The sequence below is a fragment of the Gemmatirosa kalamazoonensis genome (genome assembly GCF_000522985.1).
GTDB classification, from domain to species: Bacteria; Gemmatimonadota; Gemmatimonadetes; order Gemmatimonadales; family Gemmatimonadaceae; genus Gemmatirosa; species Gemmatirosa kalamazoonensis.
Window position 1 is genome coordinate 1 of sequence record NZ_CP007130.1, and the last position, 24,841, is coordinate 24,841.

Annotated in this window: 21 protein-coding genes; 11 read left to right on the forward strand and 10 right to left on the reverse strand. The window is 73.2% G+C overall.

The window, feature by feature from the left end; all coding sequences use genetic code 11:
* Positions 1-13: 13 nt before the first annotated feature.
* From J421_RS27960 to J421_RS27995, 8 genes are all read left to right on the forward strand, one after another.
* Entirely contained in the window at positions 14-1,288 is a 1,275-nt protein-coding gene (locus tag J421_RS27960; RefSeq protein WP_104023421.1) for a TolB family protein, read from the forward strand.
* Positions 1,289-1,308: 20 nt separating this feature from the next.
* The gene (locus J421_RS27965; protein WP_025414419.1) at positions 1,309-2,097 is read left to right on the forward strand and encodes an SDR family NAD(P)-dependent oxidoreductase; all 789 of its coding nucleotides are present in this window, start codon (positions 1,309-1,311) and stop codon (positions 2,095-2,097) included.
* Positions 2,094-2,909 (forward strand): enoyl-CoA hydratase family protein, encoded by an 816-nt coding sequence (locus tag J421_RS27970; protein WP_025414420.1) that lies wholly within the window; start codon positions 2,094-2,096, stop codon positions 2,907-2,909. The genes J421_RS27965 and J421_RS27970 overlap by 4 nt, the downstream gene beginning before the upstream one ends.
* Positions 2,910-3,029: 120 nt before the next feature.
* Positions 3,030-4,166 (forward strand): acyl-CoA dehydrogenase family protein, encoded by a 1,137-nt coding sequence (locus tag J421_RS27975; RefSeq protein ID WP_025414421.1) that lies wholly within the window; start codon positions 3,030-3,032, stop codon positions 4,164-4,166.
* Positions 4,163-5,779, forward strand: coding sequence for an AMP-binding protein (locus J421_RS27980; RefSeq protein ID WP_025414422.1), 1,617 nt, complete (start codon positions 4,163-4,165; stop codon positions 5,777-5,779). The genes J421_RS27975 and J421_RS27980 overlap by 4 nt, the downstream gene beginning before the upstream one ends.
* Entirely contained in the window at positions 5,776-6,186 is a 411-nt protein-coding gene (locus J421_RS27985) for a RidA family protein (protein WP_025414423.1), read from the forward strand. Before J421_RS27980 ends, J421_RS27985 begins: the two co-directional genes overlap by 4 nt.
* A 1-nt stretch (position 6,187) precedes the next feature.
* Positions 6,188-7,072 (forward strand): amidohydrolase family protein, encoded by an 885-nt coding sequence (locus J421_RS27990; RefSeq protein WP_025414424.1) that lies wholly within the window; start codon positions 6,188-6,190, stop codon positions 7,070-7,072.
* 66 nt (positions 7,073-7,138) lie between these two features.
* Entirely contained in the window at positions 7,139-7,627 is a 489-nt protein-coding gene (locus J421_RS27995) for a hypothetical protein (protein WP_025414425.1), read from the forward strand.
* Between the two features lie 19 nt (positions 7,628-7,646).
* Here J421_RS27995 and J421_RS28000 read toward each other — a convergent pair whose 3' ends face one another.
* Genes J421_RS28000 through J421_RS28020 form a run of 5 tightly spaced genes read right to left on the reverse strand, consistent with a single transcriptional unit; the run spans position 7,647 to position 13,086 of the window.
* Positions 7,647-9,929, reverse strand: a complete 2,283-nt coding sequence (locus J421_RS28000) for an FdhF/YdeP family oxidoreductase (RefSeq protein ID WP_025414426.1) — start codon at positions 9,927-9,929, stop codon at positions 7,647-7,649.
* Positions 9,926-10,300: a DUF7009 family protein gene (locus tag J421_RS28005; RefSeq protein WP_025414427.1), complete on the reverse strand. Its 375-nt coding sequence runs from the start codon at positions 10,298-10,300 to the stop codon at positions 9,926-9,928. Before J421_RS28005 ends, J421_RS28000 begins: the two co-directional genes overlap by 4 nt.
* Positions 10,297-11,175 carry a formate dehydrogenase accessory sulfurtransferase FdhD gene (gene fdhD / locus J421_RS28010; protein WP_025414428.1) on the reverse strand — a complete coding sequence of 293 codons (879 nt, stop codon included), beginning with the start codon at positions 11,173-11,175 and terminating at the stop codon, positions 10,297-10,299. The genes J421_RS28005 and fdhD overlap by 4 nt, the downstream gene beginning before the upstream one ends.
* 7 nt (positions 11,176-11,182) lie before the next feature.
* Positions 11,183-11,800, reverse strand: coding sequence for a molybdenum cofactor guanylyltransferase (gene mobA / locus J421_RS33215; protein ID WP_158508944.1), 618 nt, complete (start codon positions 11,798-11,800; stop codon positions 11,183-11,185).
* Positions 11,801-11,802: 2 nt separating this feature from the next.
* Positions 11,803-13,086, reverse strand: a complete 1,284-nt coding sequence (locus J421_RS28020; RefSeq protein WP_025414430.1) for a sialidase family protein — start codon at positions 13,084-13,086, stop codon at positions 11,803-11,805.
* Between the two features lie 78 nt (positions 13,087-13,164).
* Here J421_RS28020 and J421_RS28025 point away from each other — a divergent pair, with 78 nt between their 5' ends.
* Positions 13,165-14,604 carry a pyridoxal phosphate-dependent decarboxylase family protein gene (locus tag J421_RS28025; protein WP_025414431.1) on the forward strand — a complete coding sequence of 480 codons (1,440 nt, stop codon included), beginning with the start codon at positions 13,165-13,167 and terminating at the stop codon, positions 14,602-14,604.
* On the opposite strand, the gene topA is transcribed toward J421_RS28025, so the two are convergent.
* From topA to J421_RS28050, 5 genes are all read right to left on the reverse strand, one after another.
* Positions 14,571-16,982: a type I DNA topoisomerase gene (gene topA, locus J421_RS28030; protein ID WP_158508946.1), complete on the reverse strand. Its 2,412-nt coding sequence runs from the start codon at positions 16,980-16,982 to the stop codon at positions 14,571-14,573. The two genes, J421_RS28025 and topA, sit on opposite strands and share 34 nt — an antisense overlap.
* A 118-nt stretch (positions 16,983-17,100) precedes the next feature.
* Positions 17,101-17,910 (reverse strand): sugar phosphate isomerase/epimerase family protein, encoded by an 810-nt coding sequence (locus J421_RS28035; protein ID WP_025414433.1) that lies wholly within the window; start codon positions 17,908-17,910, stop codon positions 17,101-17,103.
* 94 nt (positions 17,911-18,004) lie between these two features.
* A complete protein-coding gene (locus tag J421_RS28040; protein WP_025414434.1) occupies positions 18,005-19,171 on the reverse strand; it encodes a dihydrodipicolinate synthase family protein in 1,167 nt (388 codons plus the stop codon).
* Positions 19,164-20,369: a Gfo/Idh/MocA family protein gene (locus J421_RS28045; protein ID WP_025414435.1), complete on the reverse strand. Its 1,206-nt coding sequence runs from the start codon at positions 20,367-20,369 to the stop codon at positions 19,164-19,166. Before J421_RS28045 ends, J421_RS28040 begins: the two co-directional genes overlap by 8 nt.
* A gap of 54 nt (positions 20,370-20,423) precedes the next feature.
* Positions 20,424-21,674 carry an MFS transporter gene (locus J421_RS28050; RefSeq protein WP_025414436.1) on the reverse strand — a complete coding sequence of 417 codons (1,251 nt, stop codon included), beginning with the start codon at positions 21,672-21,674 and terminating at the stop codon, positions 20,424-20,426.
* A gap of 157 nt (positions 21,675-21,831) precedes the next feature.
* Between J421_RS28050 and J421_RS28055 the strand changes: the two genes are divergently transcribed.
* Positions 21,832-23,712, forward strand: coding sequence for a LytR C-terminal domain-containing protein (locus J421_RS28055; RefSeq protein ID WP_025414437.1), 1,881 nt, complete (start codon positions 21,832-21,834; stop codon positions 23,710-23,712).
* 67 nt (positions 23,713-23,779) lie between these two features.
* Entirely contained in the window at positions 23,780-24,826 is a 1,047-nt protein-coding gene (locus J421_RS28060) for a LacI family DNA-binding transcriptional regulator (RefSeq protein WP_025414438.1), read from the forward strand.
* The last annotated feature ends 15 nt before the right edge of the window (positions 24,827-24,841 follow it).

A 24,841-nucleotide genomic window follows, 5' to 3' on the forward strand; every position in this document is an offset into this window, starting at 1 on the left:
AGGTGTCGCACTGATGCCCCGGCCGCTCCCCGACGGAACGTCGCTCGTGTACGCCGTCTCTCGCTCCGGTGCCGCGAATCCCGCGAGCCTGAGCCTCGTGTCGCTGGCGACGGGCGAGACCACGCCGTTGGACGTGAGCGCATACGCGCCGTTAGGCACCCGCGGCGCGTGGCTCCTCGTCGAGCGGCGCGACGGCGTCACGGGGAGCATCGCGGCGGTGCCGTTCGACGCGCGGCGCCGACGGGTCGGGACGACGTCGGTGACGCTCGCGCAGGGGCTGACGTTCCGGACGACCGTCGGGCTGAACGCGTCGCTCGCCGACGACGGCTCGCTGGTGTACACGCGCGGCGTGCCGGGCCGCCGACTGGCGATCACCGACGCCGGCGGCGCGATCACCGCGACGTTCCCGGAGACGCGCGGCTTCTTCGACCCGCACGTGTCGCCCGACGGGCGGCGCGTCGCGGTCGTCGTGGCCGAAGCGGGCGGCGCCGACGCGCCGACGGCCGACGTGTGGGTCTACGACGTGGGGTCGGAAACACCCAGCCGGCTCACCGCCGGACAGCTCGTGCGCTACGTCGCGTGGGCGCCCGGCGGGACGCGGCTCGTCTACGTGCAGAACCCCGTGCGCGGACCGTCGGAGATCTGGACGGTGTCCGGCGACGGCAGCGGCGCGGCCGAACGGCTCTACGCCGCGCCCGAGGGGGTCCGCATCCAATCGCCGCCGTCGTACGTCGACGACGGACGCGCCGTGATCTTCGAGGCCATCGACCAGCGCACCCGGCGGCACGAGATCTGGCGCGTGCGCCTCGACTCCGCCGGCGGTGCCGCGGGCGCGCCGCTCCTGCGCTCGCCGTTCGACCTCGAGGACCCGCAGGTCTCGCCCGACGGCCGTTGGCTCGCCTACAGCTCCGACGAGACGGGGCAGCTGGAGGTGTACGTCCGCGCATACCCCGCGCTCGACCGGCGCGTGCGCATCTCCGCGGCGGGCGGCATCGCGCCGACGTGGGCGTCGGACGGGCGGCGGCTGTTCTATCAGGAGTCCGAGACGAGCGGCGGCCTCCTCGCCGCCGCGGTCGCGGCGGCGAGCGGGTCGCTCGCGGTGACGGAGCGTCGCGAGGTGCTGGCCACGTCGGGTGGCGAGCGGCCGATCGCCGGGTGGGGGGACTACGACGTGCGGCCCGGCGGCGCGGGGTTCGTCCTCGTCCGCCCGGTCGAGGAGCGCGGCCAGGAGCTCGTGCTCGTGCAGCACTGGGACCGCGAGCTGCGCGCACGCGCCGGCGGACGATGACGGACCGGGAGACCCTCGACATGCCTAACGACGACCCGTACCTGCGCGGCAAGCACGCGATCGTGACCGGCGGCAGCCGCGGCATCGGCGCCGCGATCGCCGCCGAGCTGGCCCGCGCCGGCGCCGACCTCACCATCCTGGCGCGCTCCACCGCGCGCCTCGACCAGCAGGCCGAGCGCCTCCGGGCGCTCGGCGCGCAGGTGACGGCGCTCGAGTGCGACATCGCCGAGGAGGCGAGCGTGCGCGCCTGCTTCGCGCGCGCCCGCGACGAGCGCGGCGACGCGTACGTGCTCGTGAACAACGCCGGCATGGCGGAGGCGGCTCCGTTCGGCGCGACGTCGCGCGAGCTGTGGGACCGCACGCTCGCCGTGAACCTCACGGGCGTGTTCACCTGCACGCAGCAGGTGCTGCCCGCCATGCTGCGGGCGCGCGCCGGCCGCGTGGTGAACGTGGCGTCGACGGCGGGGCTCCGCGGCTACAAGACGATGTCCGCGTACTGCGCGTCGAAGCACGGCGTGGTCGGCCTCACGCGCGCGCTCGCCGCCGAGACGGCGAAGCACGGCGTGACGGTGAACGCCGTGTGCCCCGGCTACGTCGCGACCGACATGACCGAGCACGCGGTGTCGAACGTGGTGCGCGCACTCGGCAAGTCGGAGGAGGACGCGCGAGCGATGATCGTCGGCACGGTGCCGCGCGGCTCGCTCATCACGCCGGAGGAGGTCGCGAGCGCCGTCCTCTGGCTCTGCCGGCCGGAGGCGGGCGCCGTGAGCGGCGTGGCGCTGCCGATCGCCGGAGGAGAGATGCCGTGAGCGACATCTGGCCGCACCACTTCGCGTGGCGAGTCGAGGGACGCGTCGGCGTCGTCACGTTCGACCGCCCGGAGCGCAAGAATCCCCTCACGTTCGAATCCTATCGCGAGCTCACCGACACGTTCGTCGCGCTGCGCGAGGCGCGCGACGTGCGCGCGGTCGTGCTCACGGGCGCGGAGGGCAACTTCTGCTCCGGCGGCGACGTGCACGAGATCATCGGCCCGCTCGTCGCCATGAAGCGCGCCGGCGACGACGCCGGGCTGCTCGCGTTCACGCGCATGACGGGCGACCTCGTGAAGGCGATGCGCGCCTGCCCGCTGCCGATCGTCGCCGCGGTGGACGGCGCGTGCGCGGGCGCGGGCGCGATCCTCGCCATGGCGAGCGATCTGCGCATCGGCACGGCGCGCAGCCGCGTCGCGTTCCTGTTCGCGCGCGTCGGGCTCTCCGGCGCCGACATGGGCGCGTGCGCGATGCTGCCGCGCATGATCGGCTTCGGGCGCGCGACCGACCTGCTCCTCACCGGCCGCGACATGAAGGGCGACGAGGCGCAGCAGTGCGGCTTCTACAATCGCCTCGCGGCGCCGGAGTCGCTGCTCGACGACGCGCTCGCGCTCGCGCGGTCGCTCGCCGACGGCCCCGCGGCCGCGCACGCGGTGACGAAGCGCTGCCTGCACGAGGAGTGGGACATGGACATCGAGTCGGCCATCGACCACGAGGCGCGCGAGCAGGCGGCGTGCATGCGGCACGAGGACTTCGAGCGCGCGTACCACGCGTTCGTCGAGAAGCGCGCCCCGGACTTCCGAGGCGACTGACGTGCGGCGTCGTCGCATTCACGACTCCACTCCGGCGTGTTCTCATTCAACGAATTCTCGGAATTCACTGAATTGAAACCCCACGTCGTGGAATCTTTCCAGCTGCGAGGAAGCCTGCCTGTGGAAACGCTCGGCTGGCCGTTCTTCGAAGACCGCCACCGCGCGCTCGCCGCGGAGCTGCACGCGTGGGCCGAGCGCGAGCTGCCGGCGCAGCACGGCGACGTCGACGCGGCGTGCCGAGACGTCGTGCGCCGGTTGGGCGACGCGGGCTGGCTGGGCCACGCCGTGCCGCCGCTCGACGTGCGCACGCTCTGCCTCGTTCGCGAGACGCTCGCCCGCGTCGACGCGCTGGCCGAGTTCGCATTCGCGATGCAGGCGCTCGGCAGCGGGCCGATCTCGCTCTACGGCACGGCGGCGCAGCGCGAGCGGTGGCTGCCGCGCGTCGCGCGGGGCGAGGCGATCGCGGCGTTCGCGATCTCCGAGGCCGACGCCGGATCCGACGTCGCCGCGATGCGCACGGTCGCGCGTCCTGACGGCGACGCGTGGATCATCGACGGCGAGAAGACGTGGATCTCGAACGCCGGCATCGCCGACCAGTACGTGGTGTTCTGCCGCGTCGCGGATGCCGAGCGCGCGTACGTCGCGCTCCTCGTCACGCCGGACGACGCGGGGTTCTCGGTGACCGCGCGCATCGACACCATCGCGCCGCACCCGCTGGGCACCGTGCGCTTCGACGGCTGCCGGGTCGACGCGGACCGCGTCGTCGGCGAGCCCCGGAAGGGGCTGCGCGTCGCGCTCGGCACGCTCGACGTCTTCCGCACCACGGTCGGGGCGGCGGCGCTCGGCCTCGCGCGGCGCGCGCTCGACGAGGCGCTCGCGTTCGCGGCGGCGCGGCGCATCTTCGGCAAGGCGCTGGCCGAGCATCAGCTCACGCAGGCACGGCTGGCGCGCATGGCGACGGAGATCGACGCGAGCGCGCTGCTCGTCTACCGCGCGGCGTGGACGAAGGATGGCGGCGCCGCGCGCGTGACGCGGGAAGCGGCGATGGCGAAGATGTACGCGACCGAGGCCGCGCAGCGCGTGATCGACGACGCGGTGCAGCTGCTCGGCGGCCGTGGCGTGACGAGCGGGCATCCGGTGGAGCGGCTCTACCGCGAGATCCGCTCGCTGCGCATCTACGAGGGCACCACCGAGGTGCAGCAGCTCGTGATCGCGCAGCAGATCCTGGAGGCCCACGCGAACCCGATCGAGCGATGACCACCGGTCACGTGGACACGTTCTGCGCCGACAACCTCCCGCCGCGCGAGCTGTGGCCGGTGCGCGACTGGACCGGCGTGCCGGAGCTCGCGTATCCCGCGCGGCTGAACTGCGCCGCGGAGCTGCTCGACCGCATGGTCGCGACGGGGCACGCGGACCGCGTGGCGCTGCGCTGGCCCGGCGGCCGCTGGACCTACGCCGAGCTGCTGGAGACGTCGAACCGCATCGCGAACGTGCTCGTGAACGACCTCGGGCTCGTGCCCGGCAACCGCGTGCTGCTGCGCGGGCCGAACGCGCCGATGCTCGCCGCGAGCTGGCTCGCCGTCGCGAAGGCGGGCGGCGTCGTGGTCTGCACGATGCCGCTGCTGCGCGAGCGCGAGATCCACTACATCGCCGAGAAGGCGAACGTCCACATCGCGCTGAGCGACGCGCGCGTGGCACCCGAGTGCGACGCCGCGTTCGCCGGCATCGGCACCGTGACGTGCTACGGCACGGACGACGGTTCCGGGCTCGAGCGCCTCATGCGCCGCGCGCCGTCGACGTTCGGGAACTGCGACACGGCGGCCGACGACATCGCGCTCATCGCGTTCACGTCGGGGAGCACGGGGCAGGGCAAGGGCACGATGCACGAGCACCGCGACGTGCTCGCGATCACCGACTGCTTCCCGCGCTACGTCTTGCAGCCCGACGCCGAGGACGTGTTCTGCGGCTCGCCGCCGCTCGGCTTCACCTACGCGTTGGGCGGGCTCCTCCTGTTCCCGCTGCGCGTCGGCGCGAGCGCGCTGCTGCTGGAGCAGGCGTCGCCGCCGCACCTCGCGAAGGCGATCGCCGAGCACCGGCCGACGGTGTGCTTCACCGCGCCGACCGCGTATCGCGCGATGTGCGGCATGCTGGGCGAGCACGACGTGTCGAGCCTGCGCAAGTGCGTGTCGGCCGGTGAGACGCTGCCGCGCAGCGTGTTCGACGCGTGGAAGTCCGCGACGGGGCTCGACATCATCGACGGCATCGGCGCGACGGAGATGCTGCACATCTTCATCAGCGCGTCGGGCGCCGACATCCGCCCGGGCTCCACGGGCCGGGTCGTTCCGGGCTACGAGGCGCGCGTGGTGGACGACGACGGCGACGAGGTGCCCGACGGCACCGTCGGTCATCTCGCCGTCCGCGGTCCGACCGGGTGCCGCTATCTCGCGAACCCGGATCGACAGCGCGAGTACGTGCGCGACGGATGGAACTTCACCGGCGACTCCTACCGGCGCGATGCGGACGGCTACTTCTGGTACCAGGCGCGGACCGACGACATCATCGTGTCCGCCGGCTACAACATCGCGGGCCCGGAGGTGGAGAACGTGCTGCTCGAGCATCCCGCGGTGGCGGAGTGCGCGGTGATCGGCGTGCCCGACGAGGAGCGCGGGCACATCGTGAAGGCGGTCGTCGTGCTGCGCGGCGCGCACGACGCGGGCGCGGCGATGGCGGCGGAGCTGCAAGAGTTCGTGAAGGCGCGCATCGCGCCGTACAAGTATCCGCGCGCGGTGGAGTTCGCGCACTCGCTGCCGCGCACGTCCACCGGCAAGCTGCAGCGCTACCGGCTGCGGGGAGGGGAGCCGCGCGCATGACGGGGTCCGATTCCGTACCGCTCCGCCCACGCGACTGGGCGGCGCCGCGCGGCTACACCGACGGGATCGTGGCGAGCGGCCGGCTGGTGGTGCTCGCCGGACAGATCGGCTGGAACCCACAGACCGCCGCGTTCGAGACGGACGACTTCGCGACGCAGGTGCGGCAGGCGCTGGCGAACGTCGCGCGCCTGCTCGACGAGGCGGGCGCGCAGCCGCGCCATCTCGTGCGTCTCACCTGGTTCGTCACCGACCGCGCCGCGTTTCTCGCGTCGCGCCGCGACGTCGGGGCGGCCTACCGCGAGCTGTTCGGCCTGCACTACCCACCGATGTCGGTGCTGTTCGTGTCGTCGCTCGTCGAGGAGCGCGCGAAGGTCGAGATCGAGGCGACGGCCGTTCTTCCCGATTGAAGTGATCGACGGCATCCGCGTCACCGACTGCCACATCCACATCCACCCGTGGCGCGAGCTGCGCGACGACGTGCTGGAGGTGCTGCGCCGCGGGCAGGACTTCGAGCGGCTCGTGGAGGTCATGTACGACCCGCGGCTGCTGCTCGAGATCATGGACGCCGAGGGGATCGACCGCGTGGGGCTCGTGAACTATCCCGCGCCGGAGGTGATGGGCACCGACCTGCGCACGATCCTGCACGCGGCGCGGTACGCCGAGTCGGCGCCAGACCGCATGATGTGGTACGGCGGCGTACACCCGCGCCACACCACCGATCCCGCGGGCGACGTCGACCGGCTGGTCGAGATGGGCATGCGGATGCTGAAGGTGCACCCGAACCATCAGGCGCTCCCGGCGAACGCCTACGCCGACGGGCTCGACGCGCAGGCCGAGATCTACCGCCGCTGCGAGGCGTTAGGCATCCCGGTGCTGATCCACACCGGCACGAGCGTGTTCCCGCGCGCGCGGTGCAAGTACGGCAACCCGCTCGAGATCGACGACGTCGCGATCGACTTCCCGGATCTCCGCATCGTGCTCGCGCACGGCGGCCGTCCGTTCTGGATGCGCGAGGCGTTCTTCGTGCTGCGGCGGCACGCGAACGTGTGGTTCGACCTCTCCGGCATCCCGCCGAAGCTGCTCCCCGAGTGGTTCCCGAAGCTCGCGGAGCTGGAGCACAAGCTGCTCTGGGGGAGCGACTGGCCGAGCCCCGGCGTGACCGGCATGCGGCGCAACGTCGACCAGTTCCTCGCGCTGCCCTACGCGGCGTCGCTCAAGCGCGCGGCGCTGGAGACGAATCCGGAACGGCTGCTTCCGCCGCTGCCTCTGACGGGCGGCCTCGGGTCGCGGTAAGTTCGCGGTCCCACCCGACATCCGGGCGCGGACCGCCGTCCCACGAGATGCACCTCGGAGGGAAGCATGCGCCGCCTCACGCACCTAGCCGTATTCTGCCTCGTCGCCGCCGTCGCCTGCGCGAAGAAGGACACCGCCGCGAACTCGACCGCCGCCGACACGACCACGCCCGCTGCGGTGGCCGCCCCCACGCCTCCGCCCCCGGCGCCGCTCACGCTCGCCGACGTCGCCGGGAAGTGGAACATGCGCGCCGTGCCCGACAGCGGCGACACCACCGCGACCACCTACGTGATGACGGCGACCGCCGACTCCACGTGGACGCTGCAGTTCCCGAACGGCCTGAAGGTCCCCGTGAAGGCCATGGCGTCCGGCGACAGCATCACCGTGCACGCGGGACCGTACGCGAGCGTGCGCCGCAAGGGCATGCAGGTCACCACCGACGGCGCGTTCCGGCGGCAGGGCGACCGCCTCACCGGAACGTCCACCGCGCACTACAAGACGACGCGTCCCGACTCCGTGCTGCACCTGCGCGTCGAGGGAACGAAGGCGCCGTGAGGCCTGGCGCGCCGGCGCGTCACCGCGCGCCGGCGCTCGCCGGCTCGACGCGAACGGGCACCGACTTCGAGATCGGTGTGTTGCTCCGCTCCGCCGTGCGCTCCACCGGCACGAGCACGTTCGTCTCCGGGAAGTACGCCGCCACGCAGCCGGCGGGGATGTCGTAGGGCACCACGCGGAACCGCCGCGCGCGCCGCACGCGCCCCTCGCAGGTGCTCGTGACGTCCACCGCCGCGCCTGCCGCGAGCCCGCGCGCGCGCATGTCGTCGACGTGCATGAACAGCACTCGGCGCCCGCCGCGGATGCCGCGGTAGCGATCGTTCGGCGCGTAGACCGTGGTGTTGAACTGGTCGTGGCTGCGCACCGTCGTCAGCAGCAGCTCGTCGGGCGCGAGCTCGATCCGCGGCAGCGCGTGCGTCGTGAAGTGCGCGCGTCCGGTCGCCGTGACGAACCGCCGCTCGCGCGCCGCGTTGGGCAGATGGAACCCGCCGTCCTGCCGCACGCGCACGTTGTAGTCCGCGAACCCCGGGATCACGCGCTCGATCGCGTCGCGCACGCGATCGTGGTCGGCGGCCATGCCCTCCCAGTCGACCGTGGTCCGCGTGCCCAGCACGGCGCGCGCGAGCCGCGCGACGATCGCCGGCTCGCTCAGCAGGTGCGGCGACGCGGGGTCCAGCGTGCCGCGCGACATCTGCACGACGCCCATCGAGTTCTCGGTGCTCACGAACCGGTCCCCGTCGCGCTCCGACCGGCCGAGGCACGGCAGCAGCAGCGCGCGCCTGCCGGCGACGAGGTGCGCGCGGTTCGGCTTCGTCGCGACGTGCACCGTGAGCCGGCAGCGGCGGAGCGCCTGCGCCACGTACTCGGTGTCCGGCGTCGCCTGCAGGAAGTTGCCGCCCATCGCGACGAGCACCTTCACGCGGCCGGCGTGCATGGCGTGGATCGTGTCCACGGTGTCGAGCCCCGCGGAGCGCGGCGGCGTGAAGCCGAACTCCCTGCCTAACGCGTCGAGGAACGCCGCGCGTGGCCACGCCGTGATGCCGACCGTGCGGTCTCCCTGCACGTTGCTGTGGCCGCGCACCGGACAGAGCCCCGCGCCCGGCACGCCGATCTGCCCGCGCAGCAGGTGCAGGTTCACGATCTCCTGGATGTTCGCCACCGCGTGCACGTGCTGCGTGAGCCCCATCCCCCAGCACGTGATGGTGCGGCGCGAGCGCGCGAACACGTCGGCCGCGCGCTCGATGTCGCCGCGCGGCACGCCGCCCGCCTCCACGATCGCGTCCCACGGCGTGTCGCGGATCGCCTCGACGTACGCGTCGAAGCCGTGCGTGTGCTCCGCGACGAACGCCTGGTCGATCGCGCCACGATCGAGCACCGCCTTGCCGATCCCCTGCAGCACCGCCACGTCGCCGCCCACGCGCACGCGCAGGTGGAAGTCGGCGAGCGGCGTGCCGCGGCCGAGCAGGTCGCGCACGTCCTGCGGGTGCTTGAACCGCTTCAGCCCCGTCTCCACGAGCGGGTTGATCGCGACGATCGTCGCGCCGCGCCGCTTCGCCTGCTCCAGCGTGGCGAGCATGCGCGGGTGATTCGTCCCCGGATTCTGCCCGACGATGAAGATCGCGTCGGCGCGCGCGAAGTCCTCGAGCGTGACGGTGCCCTTGCCAACGCCGATCGTCTCACCGAGCGCGGCGCCGCTCGACTCGTGGCACATGTTCGAGCAGTCGGGCAGGTTGTTCGTCCCGAACTGCCGCGCGAACAGCTGCCACAGGAATGCGGCCTCGTTGCTCGTCCGGCCGGACGTGTAGAACGCGGCCTCGTCGGGCGACGCGAGCGCGTGCAGCTCCCCGGCGACGATCGCGAACGCGTCGTCCCAGCTCACGCGCTCGTAGCGATCGGCGCCCTCGCGCAGCAGCATCGGCTCGGTGAGCCGTCCCAGCTCGCCGAGCCAGTGGTCGCTGTGGTCGGAGAGCTCGGACACCGTGTAGCGCGCGAGCACCTCCGGCGTCGCGCGGCGCGTCGTCGCCTCCCACGCGACGGCTTTCGCGCCGTTCTCACAGAACTCGGCCACGTGGCGCGGCCCGTCGGGATCGGGCCACGCGCACGACTGGCAGTCGAAGCCGCCCTTCTGGTTCACGCGGCGGAGCGTCCGCACCGCGCGTGCGGTGCCCATCTCGTCGCGCGCGTAGCGCAGGCTCACGGTGATGCCGGGCAGCCCCGCCGCGACGTCGGCGGGCGCGCCGACGCGGATGGCGTCGAGATCCTCCTCCGGTGGCTGCGCGCGGACGCCGCGGTCGTCGGTCATCCGTACGTCGCCGCGGCGGGATTCGGGAAGACGTCGGCGTCCTCGCTCGGCCGATGCAGGCACGCGAAGTCCTTCTCCACCGCGATGCGCAGCGGCTCCGCGGATCCGTTGGGCTGCTCCACCTCGATGCCCTCGTCGTCGCTCGTGATCCAGCGGCGCGCGGCGGCGTCGGGCAGCGCGACCCGTAGGCGGCAGCCGTCGAGGTCCGCGCGCGCGGCGTCGAGCCCCTCGCGCACCTCGACCGCGTAGTGCAGCGCGACCCCGGGGGCGAACGCGACTTCCTCTTCCACCCGGCCGGACTCGTCGAGCAGGGCGATCTCGCGCTGTGTCAGGCGCACGCGCAGCGTGTTCCCCTTGATGCGGAGCTTCATGGGAGTGACATGGCTGAGGATCCGACGACGGCGCCGCGCACCCGGCCGGCGCCCGCGTAGACGTTGAAGCGGCCGTCGCGCACGAAGCCCAACAGCGTTAGGCCGCTCTCCGAGGCGAGCGATACGGCGAGGCTCGACGGCGCGCCGACCGCGGCGAGCACCGGCACGCCGGCCATCACCGCCTTCAGCACGAGCTCGAAGCTCGCGCGCCCGCTCACGAGCAGCACGCGGTCGCGCGCCGGGAGCCGCCCGGCGAGCAGCTCGGCGCCGACCACCTTGTCGACCGCGTTGTGCCGCCCGACGTCCTCGCGCAGCGTGAGCAGCGTGCCGTCGGCGGCGAACAGCGCGGCCGCGTGCAGACCGCCGGTGCGCGCGAACACCGCCTGCGCGTCGCGCAGCGCCGCCGGCAACCGGTGCACGACGGCGGCATCGACGCCGGGCTCGCCCGCCGCGAGCGGCCACGTGGGGATCGGGCGCAGCGCGTCGATCGACGTCTTGCCGCACACGCCGCACGCCGACGTGGTGACGACGTGTCGGTCGAGCCGCGACAGGTCGGGGGCGCCGCCGAGCGTGACGCGGATCGCGTTAGGCACGGGACGCGACACCGGGCCGCAGCGTCGCACGTCGAGCACCTCGGCGCGGCCGCGCACGACGCCCTCGCCGACGAGGAAGCCCACCGCGAGCTCGGCGTCCTCGAGGTCGCCGCCGGGCGTACGCATGGTCACCGAGAGCGTGCGCGGCGGGCCGGCCGCGTGGCGCCCGAGCTGCACGCGGATCTCGAGCGGCTCCTCCACGGCGAGCACGTCCAGCTCCTCCCGCCGCTCGTCGCCGCGGACGCGGTCGATCGGCACCTCGATCACGCGCTCCTGCCTCATGAGTGAACTATACGATGCGCCCCTCGTCGCGGGAGAGCGACTCGGCGGCGGCGAGGTCCTCGGGGGTGTTCACGCTCAGCAGCAGGACGGCGGGATCGCCGTGGCGCGCCACCTCGTCGGCGTCGAGCCACGCCGTGCGCACGGACTCGGCCAGCGCCCGGGCGCGCCGCTCCCCTGCGTCGAGCAGCCGCTCGGCGGCGCCGAGACAGGCGCGCGTGTAGAGCGCGCACAGCGGCTCCGCCCCGTCCGGGCCGCGCGGCACCACGGCGTCGACGTCGGCGCGCTCGCGGTCGCGCAGCTCGCGCAGCAACGCCGATGTGACGAACGGCATGTCCCACGCGACGACGAGCGCCGCGTCGGGGGCGTGCGTCAGCGCGGTGTGCAGCCCGCCGAGCGCGCCGAGCGCGGGGCGGACGTCGCGCACCACGCGCACGTCGGGAAGCCACGCGCGCGCGTCCTCGTCGTTCGCGACGAGCAGCAGCTCGTCGCACGCCGGACGCAGCGCGCGCGCGATGCGATCGACGATCCGCTCGCCGCCGACGCGTGCGAGCCCCTTCGGCGCGCCGCCGAAGCGCGTCGCGCGACCGCCGGCGAGGATCACGCCCGTGACCGGTCGAGCGAGCACGCTCAGCGCTCCGGCACGCGGAAGCGCACCGAGCGCAGACGGAAGATCCCGTCGCGCGCGTCGGGCCACACCGCGACGAACTCGCTCGCGCCGACCGCCGCGAGCCCGTGATACTCGCCGCCCGACGGGAACCGATCCACCACGCCGGCGCCGCTCGCCGCCGCCGTCGGGCACGACGCGGCGCTCGACAACCGCTGCGCCGGCAGGAACGTCGCGCCGCCGTCGCGCGACGCCGTGCCGTAGAGGTGCCAGCAGCGCCCCGTCGCGTCGTCGCGCGCGTCCACCCACGTCACCGCGAGCACGCCGCTCGCGCTCACCGCCATCGTCGGCGTCTTCGCCCACGCCGAGTCGGCGCCGCCGTCGATGCGACGCACGGGCGTCCAGCGCTCGCCGCGGTCGTCGGAGCGCGCGAACAGCACGCCGTGGTTGCCGTTCGCCTCGCAGGTGAAGAACAGCCGCTCCGGCACCGCGTCGCGCCGCGGCGACGCGGCGAGCGACGGCCACGCCGTGTTGCGCGTGCGCGAGCACGACTCGGCGATCAGCAGCGGCTCGGTGAACGTCGCGCCGGAGTCACCGGAGACGACGAGCCACGCGCGTCGCCGCTCCAGCCGCCGCCCGCTCGCGTCGCCGTGGTCGATCGTGCCGACGACGAGCGCGCCGTCCGCGAGCACGAGCGGCGTGATGGCCTCCTGCTCGACGTTCGTGAGCACGAGCCGACACCGCTCGACGAACGTGCGGCCGCCATCGGTGGACCGCGCGACGTACACCGCGGGACGCGGCCGCCGTCCCGGATCGCGCCGTCGCGCGGAGCCGACGAGGTACACGGTCTCGCCGCGTGCCGCGAGCATCGCGTGATCGAACCATCCCGGCACGGCGAGGCTCGGCGCGCTCCACGTCCGGCCGTCGTCGGCCGAGCGGCGCACGACCGTTAGGCTGTCGGCGCCGTACGACAGCAGCGCCGATCCGTCGCCGGTTGCCGCCGTCCACGCGTCGCCGCACCCCGTCGGGCCGCTCAGCCCCAACCGCGTCACGGTCCACGATCGCCCGCCGTCGGTGCTCGCCAGCGCCATGCAGTCCATGCTCCCGTCGTCCGCGGAGAGCGGCACCATCGCACCCACGACCAGTCGACGCGGGTCGCTCGGCGCGGTCGAGAGATGCGGCTCGACGACCGGGTACGCGAGCGGCGGTCCCACCGGCCGGTCCGGCTCGACGACGAGCTGCGCGCGAGCGGCACGCGCGTGGGCGAGCACCGCGAGCGGCACGAGAGCGATGAGGTGTATGCGCATACGTTCGTGAGACGCCGTGAGCTAGACTGTGGTTCGAAGCCTATCGCGCGCGCCCCCCGAACGCCTTCACCACCGCGCATGACCCCCGAAGAGTTCCGCGCCGAGGCGCACCGGCTCGTCGACTTCATCGCCGACTACCGCCGCGACGTCGAGCGCCACCCCGTGATGGCGCAGGTCGCGCCGGGCGACGTGCGCCGCGCGCTCCCCGCCGAGCCGCCGGAGCGCGGGGAGCCGTTCGACGCGATCCTGCGCGACGTCGAGCGCGTGATCGTGCCGGGACTCTCGCACTGGCAGCACCCGCGCTTCTTCGGCTACTTCCCGTCGAACGGCCTGCTCGCCAGCGTGCTCGGCGACTTCCTGAGCACGGGGCTCGGCGTGCTCGGGCTCTCGTGGCAGTCGAGTCCCGCGCTCACGGAGCTCGAGGAGGTCGCGTGCAACTGGGCGCGCCGGATGTTAGGCCTCTCCGACGCGTGGAGCGGCGTGATCCAGGACACCGCGTCGACGAGCACGCTCGTGGCGCTGCTCTGCGCGCGCGAGCGCGCGTCCGACTTCTCCGAGGCGCGCGGCGGGCTGCAGGAGACGGGCGCCGCGCCGCTCGTCGTGTACTTCTCCGAGCAGGCGCATAGCTCGGTGCAGAAGGCCGCGCTGCTCGCCGGCTTCGGGCGAGCGCATCTGCGTCTGATACCATGCGACGCCGCGTACGCCATGCGACCCGACGCGCTGGCCGAGGCGATGGCGCGCGACGTCGCGGCCGGGATGCGCCCATGCGCGGTCGTCGCGACGACGGGCACGACCACCACCACCGCGCTCGACCCGCTCGCGCCGATCGCCGCCGTCGCGCGCGCGCACGGCGTGTGGCTGCACGTCGACGCGGCGATGGCCGGGTCGGCGATGATCCTGCCCGAGTGCCGCTGGATGTGGGACGGGGTGGAGAGCGCCGACTCGCTCATCGTCAATGCGCACAAGTGGCTCGGCGCGGCGTTCGACTGCACGCTGTACTTCGTGCGCGACCCGCAGCACCTCGTGCGCGTGATGTCGACGAACCCGAGCTACCTGCGCTCCTCGGCCGACGCGGAGGTGAAGAACTTCCGCGACTGGGGGATTCCGTTAGGCCGCCGCTTCCGCGCGCTGAAGCTGTGGTGCCTCGTGCGCGAGCAGGGAGTGGAAGGGCTGCGGGCTCGCCTGCGCCGTGACCTCGAGAACGCGCGGTGGCTGGAGGCGCAGGTGCGCGCGGACCGCGACTGGCGCGTGCTCGCCCCGGCCCCGCTGCAGACGCTGTGCGTGCGCCACGCGCCCGCGGGCCTCGACGGCGACGCGCTCGACCGGCACACGCTGGCGTGGGTCGAGCGCGTCAACCGCTCCGGCGAGGCGTACCTCACGCCGGCCATGCTCGACGGGCGGTGGATGGTGCGCGTGTCGATCGGCGCGTACCCGACGGAGCGTGCGCACGTGGACGCGTTGTGGACGGCGATGCGCGCCGCCGCTCACGCCACCGACGAGACCCAGGCCGCCTCGTAGTCGCACGTCGGGTGCTTCGCGCACCGCCACACCGCCTCCGCGGGTACGGCCGTCGCGTCCGGCGTGACCCACCGCTCGAGCACCACGCCGCCGCACTTCGGGCACCCCGCCTTCCGCCGCCGCGCGCCGACGGGGAGGCGGAACCGGCACTTGCGGTCCTCGCACGCGTAGAACGGCGCGCCCGCCGCCGGATCGTCGGGCGTGAGGATCCCGAGCTTCGCCGCGCCGCACTTCGGGCACGTCTTGTCCGTCGCCTCGCGCCGGAGCGCCGCCTTCTTCGATCCCGCCGTTCGCGCTGCCGCTTTCGATGCCGCCTTCTTCGATTCCGCCGTTCCCGTCCAGTCGGCATACGTGCACGGATCGGGGTCCGCCCCGTACCGCACGCATCCCCAGAACGGCGCCTTCTTGCCGATCTTCTTCTCGATGAGCGCCGAGCCGCACGTGGGGCACGCGCCGGGGCGCACCTTCGCGCGCACGTCGCGCGTCATGCGGCACGCGGGACACGCGAGGAAGCTCCCCTTGCCGGTCTTGCGCGCGATCTTGCGGTAGTTCGCCTCGCCGCATCGGTCGCAGCGCGTCGTCGTCTCCTCGCCGCGCCCGCCGCCGGTGCCATCGGCGCGCCCGCGCGCGCGCAGCCCGTGGGCGGCGCGGTACTCGGCGCCTAACGCGTGCGCCCGCCGCATCGCCTCGCGGAACGCGTCGTACCACGCGCGCAGGTACGTCGGGCGCGTCGCGTCGCCGCGCTCGATCGCGTCGAGCTGGCCCTCCATGTCGGCCGTGTAGCGCTCCGTGACGAGCTCCGGAAACGCGTGCGACAGCAGACCGTCGACCTGCATGCCGAACTCGGTCGGCTGCAGGAACTTCTTCCCGCGTCCGCCGGCGATCTCCTGCACGTACTGCCGCTCCAGCAGCGTCGCGATGATGCTCGCGAACGTCGCCGGCCGGCCCACGCCGCTCGTCTCGAGCTTCTTGATCAGCGCGCCCTGGTCGTAGCGGCTTGGCGGCGTCGTCTGCTTCTCGTGCACGAGCAGGTCGGTCGGCGACAGCACCTGCGCCGGGGCGAGCGCGGGCAGCTCCACGTCCTCCTGCCGTGTGTACGGGCCCCAGAACACGAGGAACCCCGGGTCGCGCAGCACCGACCCCTCGGCCGCCCACGGCACCGGGCCGGAGTCGATCATCACCGTCGTGCGGTCGAACGTGGCCGGCTTCGACTGCGACGCGAGGAAGCGCGCGCGGATCATGTCGTAGAGCTGCTTCGCCTGGGCCGGCGCGCTCTCGCCGTTCGGCGCGAGCTTGGTCGGACGGATCGCCTCGTGCGCGTCCTGCGCGCCGGCCTTCGCGCGCGCGCGCGGCGCGCTCGGGGGGAGTGCCTCGGGATGGTGCGCGCCGATGAACGCGCGCGCCATGTCCACCGCCTCGTCGCCGACGCGCGTCGAGTCGGTGCGGTGATACGTGATCATCCCCGCCTCGAACAGCGCCTGCGCCGCGTCCATCGCCTGCTTCGCCGAGAGCCGCAGCTTGCGGCTGGCGTCCTGCTGCAGCGTCGACGTCGTGTACGGCGGCGGGGGGCGCCGCTCGGTGCGACGCGCCTCCACGCTCCGTACCTGGTGCGCGTGCCTGCGCGACTCGGCGAGGGTGGCCTCGGCTTCCTCGCGCGACGCGAACTGCTTCGGGACGAGGCGGGACTCTGGACTCGGGACTCGGGACTCGTCCCCCCCGAGTTCCGAGTCCCGAGTCCCGAGTCCAGAGTCCTGCGCGGCGGGGACGAACGCCGTGAACCCCTCGGCGTACTGCGCCTCGAGCGTCCAGTACGTCCGCGCGGCGAACGCCAGGATCTCGCGCTCGCGCTCGCACAGCATGTGCAGCGCCGGCGTCTGACAGCGGCCCGCGCTCTGCGCCCCCGCCGGCCAGCAGATCTCCTTCGAGCAGTCGAAGCCGACGATGCGGTCGAGCACGCGCCGCGAGCGCTGCGCGTCGACGCGCCGTGCATCGATGGCACGCGGCTGCGCGACGGCGCGCTTGACCGCGCTCTCGGTGATCTCGCGGAACTCGATGCGCGACGACGCGCGCGCCGGGAGGCCGAGCCGCTTCGCGAGGTGCCACGCGATCGCCTCGCCCTCGCGGTCGGGGTCCGAGGCGAGCAGCACCGCGTCGAAGCGCCCCGCCTTCACGTCGCCCTTCAGCGCCTTCACGACGTCGGCGCCCTTGCCGCGCAGCACGTACGACTCCTCGAGCGTGGCGAGGTCGACGCCGTACTCCTTCGGCGGCAGGTCGGCGATGTGGCCGAACGACGCCTTCACGACGTAGTCGGAGCCGAGGAACGAGGCGAGCTTCTTCGCCTTGTTCGGCGATTCGACGATGACGAGAGTGCGGGGCACGACGGAGCTGCGGTGGGCCATCAGGGCCGTTCGACGCCGCCCTCGTAGTACGGGGTTCGTTCGGGCGTCGCTGGAAAGCTAGCCGACGACGCGATCCCCGGCAAACGCACGCGTGCGGTCAACCGTGCTCGACGAACCGCCGTTTCACGAGCGGCAGCAGCTCGTCGAGCGGCATCGCCCACACGGCCTCGTTGAAGATCTCGACCTCGATCGGCCCCATGTAGCCCGCGCGCTCCACCGCCGCGCCGATGCGCGCCAGGTCGATCACGCCGTCGCCCATCATGCCGCGGCCGAGCAGCACGTTCGTCTGCGGCACGAGCCAGTCGTTCACGTGATACGCCACGAGCCGCGGCGCCGCGGCGTCGAGCTCCTCGTACAGCTCGGGATCCCACCAGATGTGATAGACGTCGGCCACGACGCCCACGATGCCCCGTGGGAAGTGCTCGGCCAGCCGCCGCGCCTCACGCAGCGTGGTGATGCACGACCGCTCCCCGGCGAACGCGGGATGCAGCGGCTCGATGCCCAACGTCACCCCGCGCTCGGCCGCGTACGGCACCACGGCGGCGATGCCGTCGGCCACCATCGCGCGTGCCGCGCCGATGTCCTTGTCGGGCGCCGCGCCGCACACGAGCACGAGCACTTCAGCGCCTAACGCCGCGGCCTCGTCGACCGCGCGCAGGTTGTCCTCGATGCGCCGCGCGCGCTCCTCCGCCGTCGCCGCCGGGAACATCCCGCCGCGGCACACGCTCGACACCGTGAGCCCCGCGTCGCGCACCAGCCGCACCGCGACGTCGAGCCCCGTCTCCGCGATCTTGTGCCGCCACAGCGACACGTACGGGATCCCGTGTCGCGCGCACGCCTCCACCACCTCCGGCAGCGAGGCCCGTTCGGCGGTGGCCTGGTTGAAGCTGAGACGCATCATTTCCATTGCGCTACCATGATTTGCAGAGGGCGTAGCACCGAGTCGCTAGGGCCTATGGAGATGATGGTAACGCGATGAACATGATGCGTGATGCCGTTCCTCACGCCTCGATCCCCGCAACGGCGAGCACCTGCCGCATCCGCGTCGCCGCGAGCCCCGGGTCGCGCAGCAGCCCCGCCGCATCGGCCAGCCGGAACAGCTCCGCGAGGTGCGGCACCGAGCGCCAGCTCTCGGCGCCGCCAATCATGCGGAAGTGCGACTGGTGCCCGTTCAGCCACGCGAGGAACACGACGCCCGTCTTGTACGCGTACGTCGGGCGGCGGAAGATGTGGCGCGACAGCGGTACCGTCGGGGCGAGCGCGCAGTCGAACGTCGCGCGGTCGCCGCGGTCGAGCGCCTGCAGCGCGGCCGACGCCGCCGGCGCGATCGCGTCGAAGATGCCGAGCAGCGCGTCGCTGTGCCCGTGCTCGTCGCCGGCGATGAGGCGGTCGTAGTTGAAGTCGTCGCCCGTGTACATGCGCACGCCCGCCGGCAGCCGCCGCCGCATCGCGATCTCCGCGTCGGCGTCGAGCAGCGAGATCTTGATCCCGTCCACCTTCGCCGCGTGCTCGCCGATCACGTCGAGACACGTCGCCATCGCTGCGCTCACGTCGCGCGTGCCCCAGTAGCCGGCGAGCTGCGGGTCGAACATGTCGCCGAGCCAGTGCAGGATCACCGGCTGCCGCACCTGCGACAGCACGCGTCCGTACACCCGGCGGTAGTCGTCGGCCGAGCGCGCCGCGCGGGCGAGCGCGCGGCTCGCCATGAGGATCACGCGGCCGCCGTGCCCCTCCACGAAGCCCACCTGCTCCTCGTACGCGCGCGACACGTCGTCGAGCGTGACCGATTCGTTAGGCACGAGGTGGTCCGTGCCGGCGCCGCACGCCACGGTGCCCCCTTCGGCGCGCGCCTCGGCGATCGAGCGCGCGATCAGCTCGCGCGCCGCGTCCCAGCCGAGCCCCATGCCGCGCTGCGCCGTGTCCATCGCCTCCGCCACCGCGAAGCCGAGCGACCAGAGATGCCGGCGGAAGGCGAGCGTCGCGTCCCAGTCGATCGCCTGGTCGGCGAGCGGATCCCGCGTCGCGAGCGGATCGGCGACGACGTGCGCGGCGGCGTACGCGATGCGCTGCTGGAACGGCCCCGTGGGGCGCGGCCACGACGTCGGCTCGCGCAGCGTGTAGGCGGCGAGTGCGCCGTCGTCGGTGGGAAGGCGCAGCGTCTCAGGCATACGCGCCCACGCCCGTCCCCCGGGCCTCGGTCGGCGCCCCGCCTAACGTCAGCTCCGGCACGTCGAGCCAGCGGCGCTCGGCCCACGACTGCAACCCCAGCTCGGCGAGCTGCACGCCTCTCGCGCCCTCCAGGAAGTCGTGCGGGAACGGCGTGTCCACCGCGACGTGCCGCAGGAACGCCTCCCACTGCACCTTGAACGCGTTGTCGAACGTCCCGTTGTCCGGCACCTCCTGCCAGTGCTCGAAGAAGTCGAACGGGTTCGGGATGTCCGGGTTCCACACCGGCTTCGGCGTGTTCGCGCGGTGCTGCGACTTGCAGCCGCGCAGCCCGGCCACCGCGCTGCCGTGCGTGCCGTCCACCTGGAGCCACAGCAGCTCGTCGCGGTACACGCGCACCGCCCACGACGAGTTGAACTGCGCGACGATGCCGCCCTCGAGCTCGAACGTGCCGTACGCGGCGTCGTCGGCCGTCGCGCGGTAGCGCCGCCCGCGCTCGTCCACGCGCTCCGGGATGTGCGTCGCCCCGTAGCACTGCAGCGCCTTCACCGGGCCGAACGTGTGATCGAGCACGTAGCGCCAGTGCGCGAACATGTCGACGATGATCCCGCCGCCCTCCTCGGCGCGGTAGTTCCACGACGGCCGCTGCGCGGGCTGCCCCGCCCAGTCGCCCTCGAACACCCAGTACCCGAACTCGCCGCGCACGCTGAGGATGCGGCCGAAGAAGCCGCCGTCGATGAGGCGCTTCAGCTTGAGGATCCCCGGCAGGAACAGCTTGTCCTGCACCACGCCCTGCTTCACGCCGCGGTCGCGCGCGAGCCGCGCGAGCTCCAGCGCCTCGGCGGTGCTCGTGGCGAGCGGCTTCTCGCAGTAGACGTGCTTGCCGGCGGCGATCGCGCGGCGCACGTTGTCGGCCCGCGCGCTCGTCAGCGTCGCGTCGAAGTAGATCGGGTCGCGCGCGTCCGCGAGGCACGCGTCGAGGTCCGTGGACCATCGCGCGACGCCGTACCGCTCCGCGAGCGCGCGGATCTTCCCCTCGTTCCGTCCGACGAGGATCGGATCCGGCATGAGCGCGTCGCCGTCGCCTAACGGTACGCCGCCCTGCTCGCGGATCGCGAGGATCGACCGGACCAGGTGCTGGTTCAGCCCCATGCGTCCGGTGACGCCGTTCATGATGATGCCGATGGGCCGCGTGGCCATGCGTGATTCTCGGTGTGCGATGGGAACGACTGTGTCCGCCGATGACGAGCAGTCTCAGGTCGCGCGTGCGGGCGCCGGCTCCAGCACCGGGTCCTGCGCGCGCGCGGGGCGGGGAAGCAGCGCGATCGCGACCGCGCCGGTGAGCGCGAAGCCGATCAGCGCGGCGAAGCCGGACGCGTAGCTGCCGCTGACGTCGCGCAGGCGGCCCACGAGCACGGGCGCGAGCGCCTCCGCCACGCCGTCGGCCGTGAGAATCACGCCCATCGCGCGGCCGAGCACGCGCACGCCGAACAGCTCGGCCGCCATGAGCGGGATCACCATGTACTCGCCGCCGAGCCCGAGCCCGAACACGATGGCGAACGGATACACGGTGCGCGGCGACGCGCCGAGGAACAGCAGCGGGATGGAGCCGGCGACGAGCACGTAGATCAGCAGCATCACGTGCTTCTTCGGCAGCCGGTCGGCGAGCCATCCCATCGCGAGGCGTCCGACGAGGCTCGACGCGAGCACGAGCGACGCGACGCGCGCCGCGTTCCCCTGCGAGTAGCCGTGATCGAGGCTGAGGAACAGCTTCAGGTTCTGGTTCGTCCCGCCGACGGCGGCGATGGAGCACATGCTGCCGAGGAGCAGCAGGTAGAACGCCGGCGCGCGCAGCACGCCGCCGAGCGGTGGCGGCGGCGCGGCGGCCGCGCGCGGGTCGCCCGATGCGTCCGGCGGCGCCTCGCGCACCAGGAGCACCATCGGCATCGCCACGACGACGATGACGATGCCTAACGCGCGCAGCGCGCCCTGCCAGCCGAAGCGCGCCGTGAGCCACACGCCGAGGAACGGCACGAGCGCGCCGCCGAGCCCGATGCCGAGGTACGCGAGCCCCATCGCGCGGCCCCGCGCCGTCGTGAACCAGCGCGACAGCAGCACCTGGTTCGGCAGCGGGCCGCCGCACACGTAGCCGATCGCGTTGCAGAGATAGAAGAAGTAGAAGCCCGTCAGCGACCGGATCGAGCCGAGGCCCACGAGCGCCACGCCGGCGAGCAGCACGCCGGCGATCATGAGCCGCCGCGGCCCGAAGCGGTCGACGAACCAGCCGGCGGCGAACCCGAACAGCGGGCCGACCACGAGCTTGCTGAGCGCGTTCCCCGACGTGACCTGGGCGCGCGTCCACCCGAAGTCCTTCACCATGAAGTCGTAGAAGAACGGCAGCCCGTAGAGCGCCAGGCCGACGATCGCGAACAGCGACAGGAAGGCGGTCGCCGCGGCCTGCGCCTGGCCGCGAGTCGGCGGGCTGGCAGGGACCTGCTCGGGCATGGCGTCGCTCGGGGCGGGGGAGGACGACGACCGTCGTCACACGGGAATGCGGCCGCCTAGCGGTATCGCGGCGGGCACTTCATCGTTTAACCGCGTCGAAGCTCACCGTCCGTCCGGCGTCTCGCAAGAGTGCCACACCGCGCGAACCCAGACTCCGATGCGCCGTCTCGTCACGACCGGACGCACCCTGCTGGTCGCCGCGCTCGTCTCCGGAGCCGCCGGCGCGCAGTCCGTCGCCCCGGCGGACCTCTCGAAGCTCTCCCCGGCCGCGTTCCGCGACGACGAGCTCGATCTGCCGTACTACCTCGCGCACTTCCAGCGGCTCGCGAACGCCGTCGCGCTCGACGGGCCGCGGCGTGGGTTCATCGACGTCGCCGTCTGGCGGAGCCCGAAGGACAACAAGCCGTACAACGCCAGGATCATGGAGAACGTGCTCGCCCTGGCGTACTTCTACACGCTCGACCGGCCGTGGAACCCGTATCGTGGCGACACCGCGGTGCGCGCGCGGCTCGAGGCGGCGCTCGACTTCTGGGTGCGCAGCGAGAGCCCCGACGGACGCTTCAGCGAGTACGCGCCCGAGCAGTGGAGCCTCGCGCCCACGGCGTTCGCCACGAAGTTCATGGGCGAGACGCTGCGCCTGCTGCACGACCCGAAGGCGCCGCGGATCGACGCCGCGCTGCTCCGCGGCGCCGCCGAGGCCGACCGGCGCGCGATCATGGCGACGCTCACGCGCCCCGACCTCGCGGAGCACGGCGCGCGGTACACGAACCAGTTCGGCAACGTGTGGGGCGGCGCGCTCGCCTACCTCGCGCTGTACCCCGATCCGGCGATGCGTCGAGCGTTAGGCGCGTGGCTCGCGCGCGCCGAGACCGAGCACCAGAGCCCGGTCGGCTACTTCTACGAGGCCGACGGGCCGGACTGGGGCTACGACCTCGACACGCACCACAGCGACTTCCTCATGGCGTGGCAGTACGCGCGCGGCACCGACCTCGCGCGCTACTTCGTCGACCCGACGCGTCGCTGGTACGAATGGCTCGGCTACAACGTCGTCCCCGAGCCCGGCGAGTCGGCGCTCACGCTGAACCGCTCCATCGAGTCGCGGCAGCAGCACGCCGTCGTCGACGAGGCGGGGCCGGCGGAGTCGCAGACCGGCAACCCGCTCGCCGAGGTGGTGCTCGAGGCGCGCGTGCTCGGTCCCACGCGCGAGACGCTCGCGCGCCGCGCCGCCGAGCGCCGCGCGGCGCTCGTGCGCGACTGGCCGCGCGTCGACACGCTCGCCGTCGGCGAGTTCCGCGCGTTCTCGCCGTACGCGTTCCTGCACCGCGCGCAGGTGCGCTGGTATCCCACCGACGCGCAACGCGCCGCCGCCGTCGAGCGGCTGCGTCCGGTGTCGGAGTCGCGCTTCACCCATCAGCGGGTCGACGCGCGGCGGCCGATCGTGTTCAGCTACGTGCGCCGTCCGTCGTACTACGCGGCGTTCACCGCCGGCGACGTCGTCACCGCGCAGCAGCGCTACGGGTTCGGGCTGCTGTGGATCCCGGGCGTCGGCTCCGTGTTGCAATCGCAGACCGGCGGTGGCGTCACGGCGTGGGGCACGCGGCGCGCGGACACCACGGTCGTGTACGAGGCCGCGACGTTCGACGCCGCGTACCGCGTGGCCGACAGCACGCTCGGGCCGGCGCCCGGCGTGCGCGACCTGCCGGCCGGCGACCTCGCCGTGACGTATCGGTTAGGCAGCCGCGGCACGAAGCGCATCCTGTTCGACGACCGCGGCGTGCACGTGTCCGTGTCGCACGCCGGCGCGTTCGCCGAGCAGCTCCCGCTGCTCGTGCTGCCGTCGGACTCGGTGACCACGCGGCCGGGGGGCGTGGAGCTGCGGCGGGGCGGGGCGCGCTTCACCGTGCGGTGGGCGCCGGCGAGCACCGCTCAGGTGACCTACACCGACGAGCGGTCGGGCGCGCGTCGTGTGGTCGCGGTCGTCATCCCCGCCTCCGACTCGCTCCGCTACGACCTCGAGATGCTCGGCGCGCCGCCGTGATTCCCTCTTGCCAGTTAAACGTTTCAGAACAAATGTGCAGCACCCCACGCCGAGCCCTGCCCGCCTCATGCCTGCCCTCACCCTGCGCGACGTCGCCACCCACTGTGGCGTCTCCACGGCTACCGTCTCGGCCGTCGTCAACGGCGCCGAATGGGTGTCGCCGGCGACGCGGGTGCGCGTCCAGCGCGCCGTCGACGAGATGGGCTACCGGCCGAACCAGTTCGCGCGCGGGCTGAAGACCCAGCGCGGCTACGCCGTCGGCGTCATCGTCTCCGACCTCACGAACCCGTTCTTCACCGAGGTCGTGCGCAGCCTGAGCCACGCCCTGCACGCCGGTGGGCGCGCGCACTTCCTCTGCGACACCGACCACCGGTCGGATGTCGGCGAGAGCTCGCTGCGCATGCTCGCCGACAACCACGTCGTCGGGCTCGTGCTCATCGGCGACAGCGTGCCCGGCGATGCGGTGCGCCGCTACGTGCGGCGGCGCGGGCACGTCCCCATCGTCGCCATCGAGCGCGACTACGACCTCGAGGGCGTGAGCACGCTGCTCGTCGACTCCGAGCTCGGCGCGTACACCATGGTGCGCCATCTCCTGGGGCAGGGGCACCGGCGCATCGCGCTCATCACCGGCCCGTCGCTCGGCGGCGGCAGCGCGACGTTCGGGCGGGAGCAGCGGCTGCACGGCTACCAGCGCGCGCTGCGCGACGTCGGCATCGATCCCGACCCGGGGCTCGTCGTCGAGGGGAACTTCCGCTACGCCGGCGGGCAGCACGCCATGCGCCGGCTGCTCGCGAGCGGCCGCATCCCCGACGCCGTCTTCGCGTCGAACGACATGATGGCGCTCGGGGCGATGAGCGTGCTGCGCGACGCCGGGCTCCGCATCCCCGACGACATCGCCATCGCCGGCTTCGACGACATCCCGCCGGCCGCGCTCACCACGCCGGGGCTCACCACCATGGCGATGCCGATGAGCGAGCTCGGACGCGCCGCCGCGCAGCTGCTCGGCGAGCGGCTCGTCGGCTCGGGGCTCGACGTGGTGCGCAAGGTGTTCGACCCTCAGCTCGTGGTGCGGCACTCGTCCGGACATCACGCCGGCGCCCGCCAGTCCGCCTGACCCCCTCGCTCGAAT

Bases quoted from the DNA above. Each gene is read 5' to 3' on its own strand.
- J421_RS27960 (WP_104023421.1), top strand. From the start codon at position 14: ATGCCCCGGCCGCTCCCCGACGGAACGTCGCTCGTGTACGCCGTCTCT.
- J421_RS27965 (WP_025414419.1), top strand. From the start codon at position 1,309: ATGCCTAACGACGACCCGTACCTGCGCGGCAAGCACGCGATCGTGACC.
- J421_RS27980 (WP_025414422.1), top strand. From the start codon at position 4,163: ATGACCACCGGTCACGTGGACACGTTCTGCGCCGACAACCTCCCGCCG.
- J421_RS27985 (WP_025414423.1), top strand. From the start codon at position 5,776: ATGACGGGGTCCGATTCCGTACCGCTCCGCCCACGCGACTGGGCGGCG.
- J421_RS27995 (WP_025414425.1), top strand. From the start codon at position 7,139: ATGCGCCGCCTCACGCACCTAGCCGTATTCTGCCTCGTCGCCGCCGTC.
- J421_RS28000 (WP_025414426.1), bottom strand. From the start codon at position 9,929: ATGACCGACGACCGCGGCGTCCGCGCGCAGCCACCGGAGGAGGATCTC.
- J421_RS28005 (WP_025414427.1), bottom strand. From the start codon at position 10,300: ATGAAGCTCCGCATCAAGGGGAACACGCTGCGCGTGCGCCTGACACAG.
- fdhD (WP_025414428.1), bottom strand. From the start codon at position 11,175: ATGAGGCAGGAGCGCGTGATCGAGGTGCCGATCGACCGCGTCCGCGGC.
- J421_RS28020 (WP_025414430.1), bottom strand. From the start codon at position 13,086: ATGCGCATACACCTCATCGCTCTCGTGCCGCTCGCGGTGCTCGCCCAC.
- J421_RS28025 (WP_025414431.1), top strand. From the start codon at position 13,165: ATGACCCCCGAAGAGTTCCGCGCCGAGGCGCACCGGCTCGTCGACTTC.
- J421_RS28035 (WP_025414433.1), bottom strand. From the start codon at position 17,910: ATGGAAATGATGCGTCTCAGCTTCAACCAGGCCACCGCCGAACGGGCC.
- J421_RS28040 (WP_025414434.1), bottom strand. From the start codon at position 19,171: ATGCCTGAGACGCTGCGCCTTCCCACCGACGACGGCGCACTCGCCGCC.
- J421_RS28045 (WP_025414435.1), bottom strand. From the start codon at position 20,369: ATGGCCACGCGGCCCATCGGCATCATCATGAACGGCGTCACCGGACGC.
- J421_RS28050 (WP_025414436.1), bottom strand. From the start codon at position 21,674: ATGCCCGAGCAGGTCCCTGCCAGCCCGCCGACTCGCGGCCAGGCGCAG.
- J421_RS28055 (WP_025414437.1), top strand. From the start codon at position 21,832: ATGCGCCGTCTCGTCACGACCGGACGCACCCTGCTGGTCGCCGCGCTC.
- J421_RS28060 (WP_025414438.1), top strand. From the start codon at position 23,780: ATGCCTGCCCTCACCCTGCGCGACGTCGCCACCCACTGTGGCGTCTCC.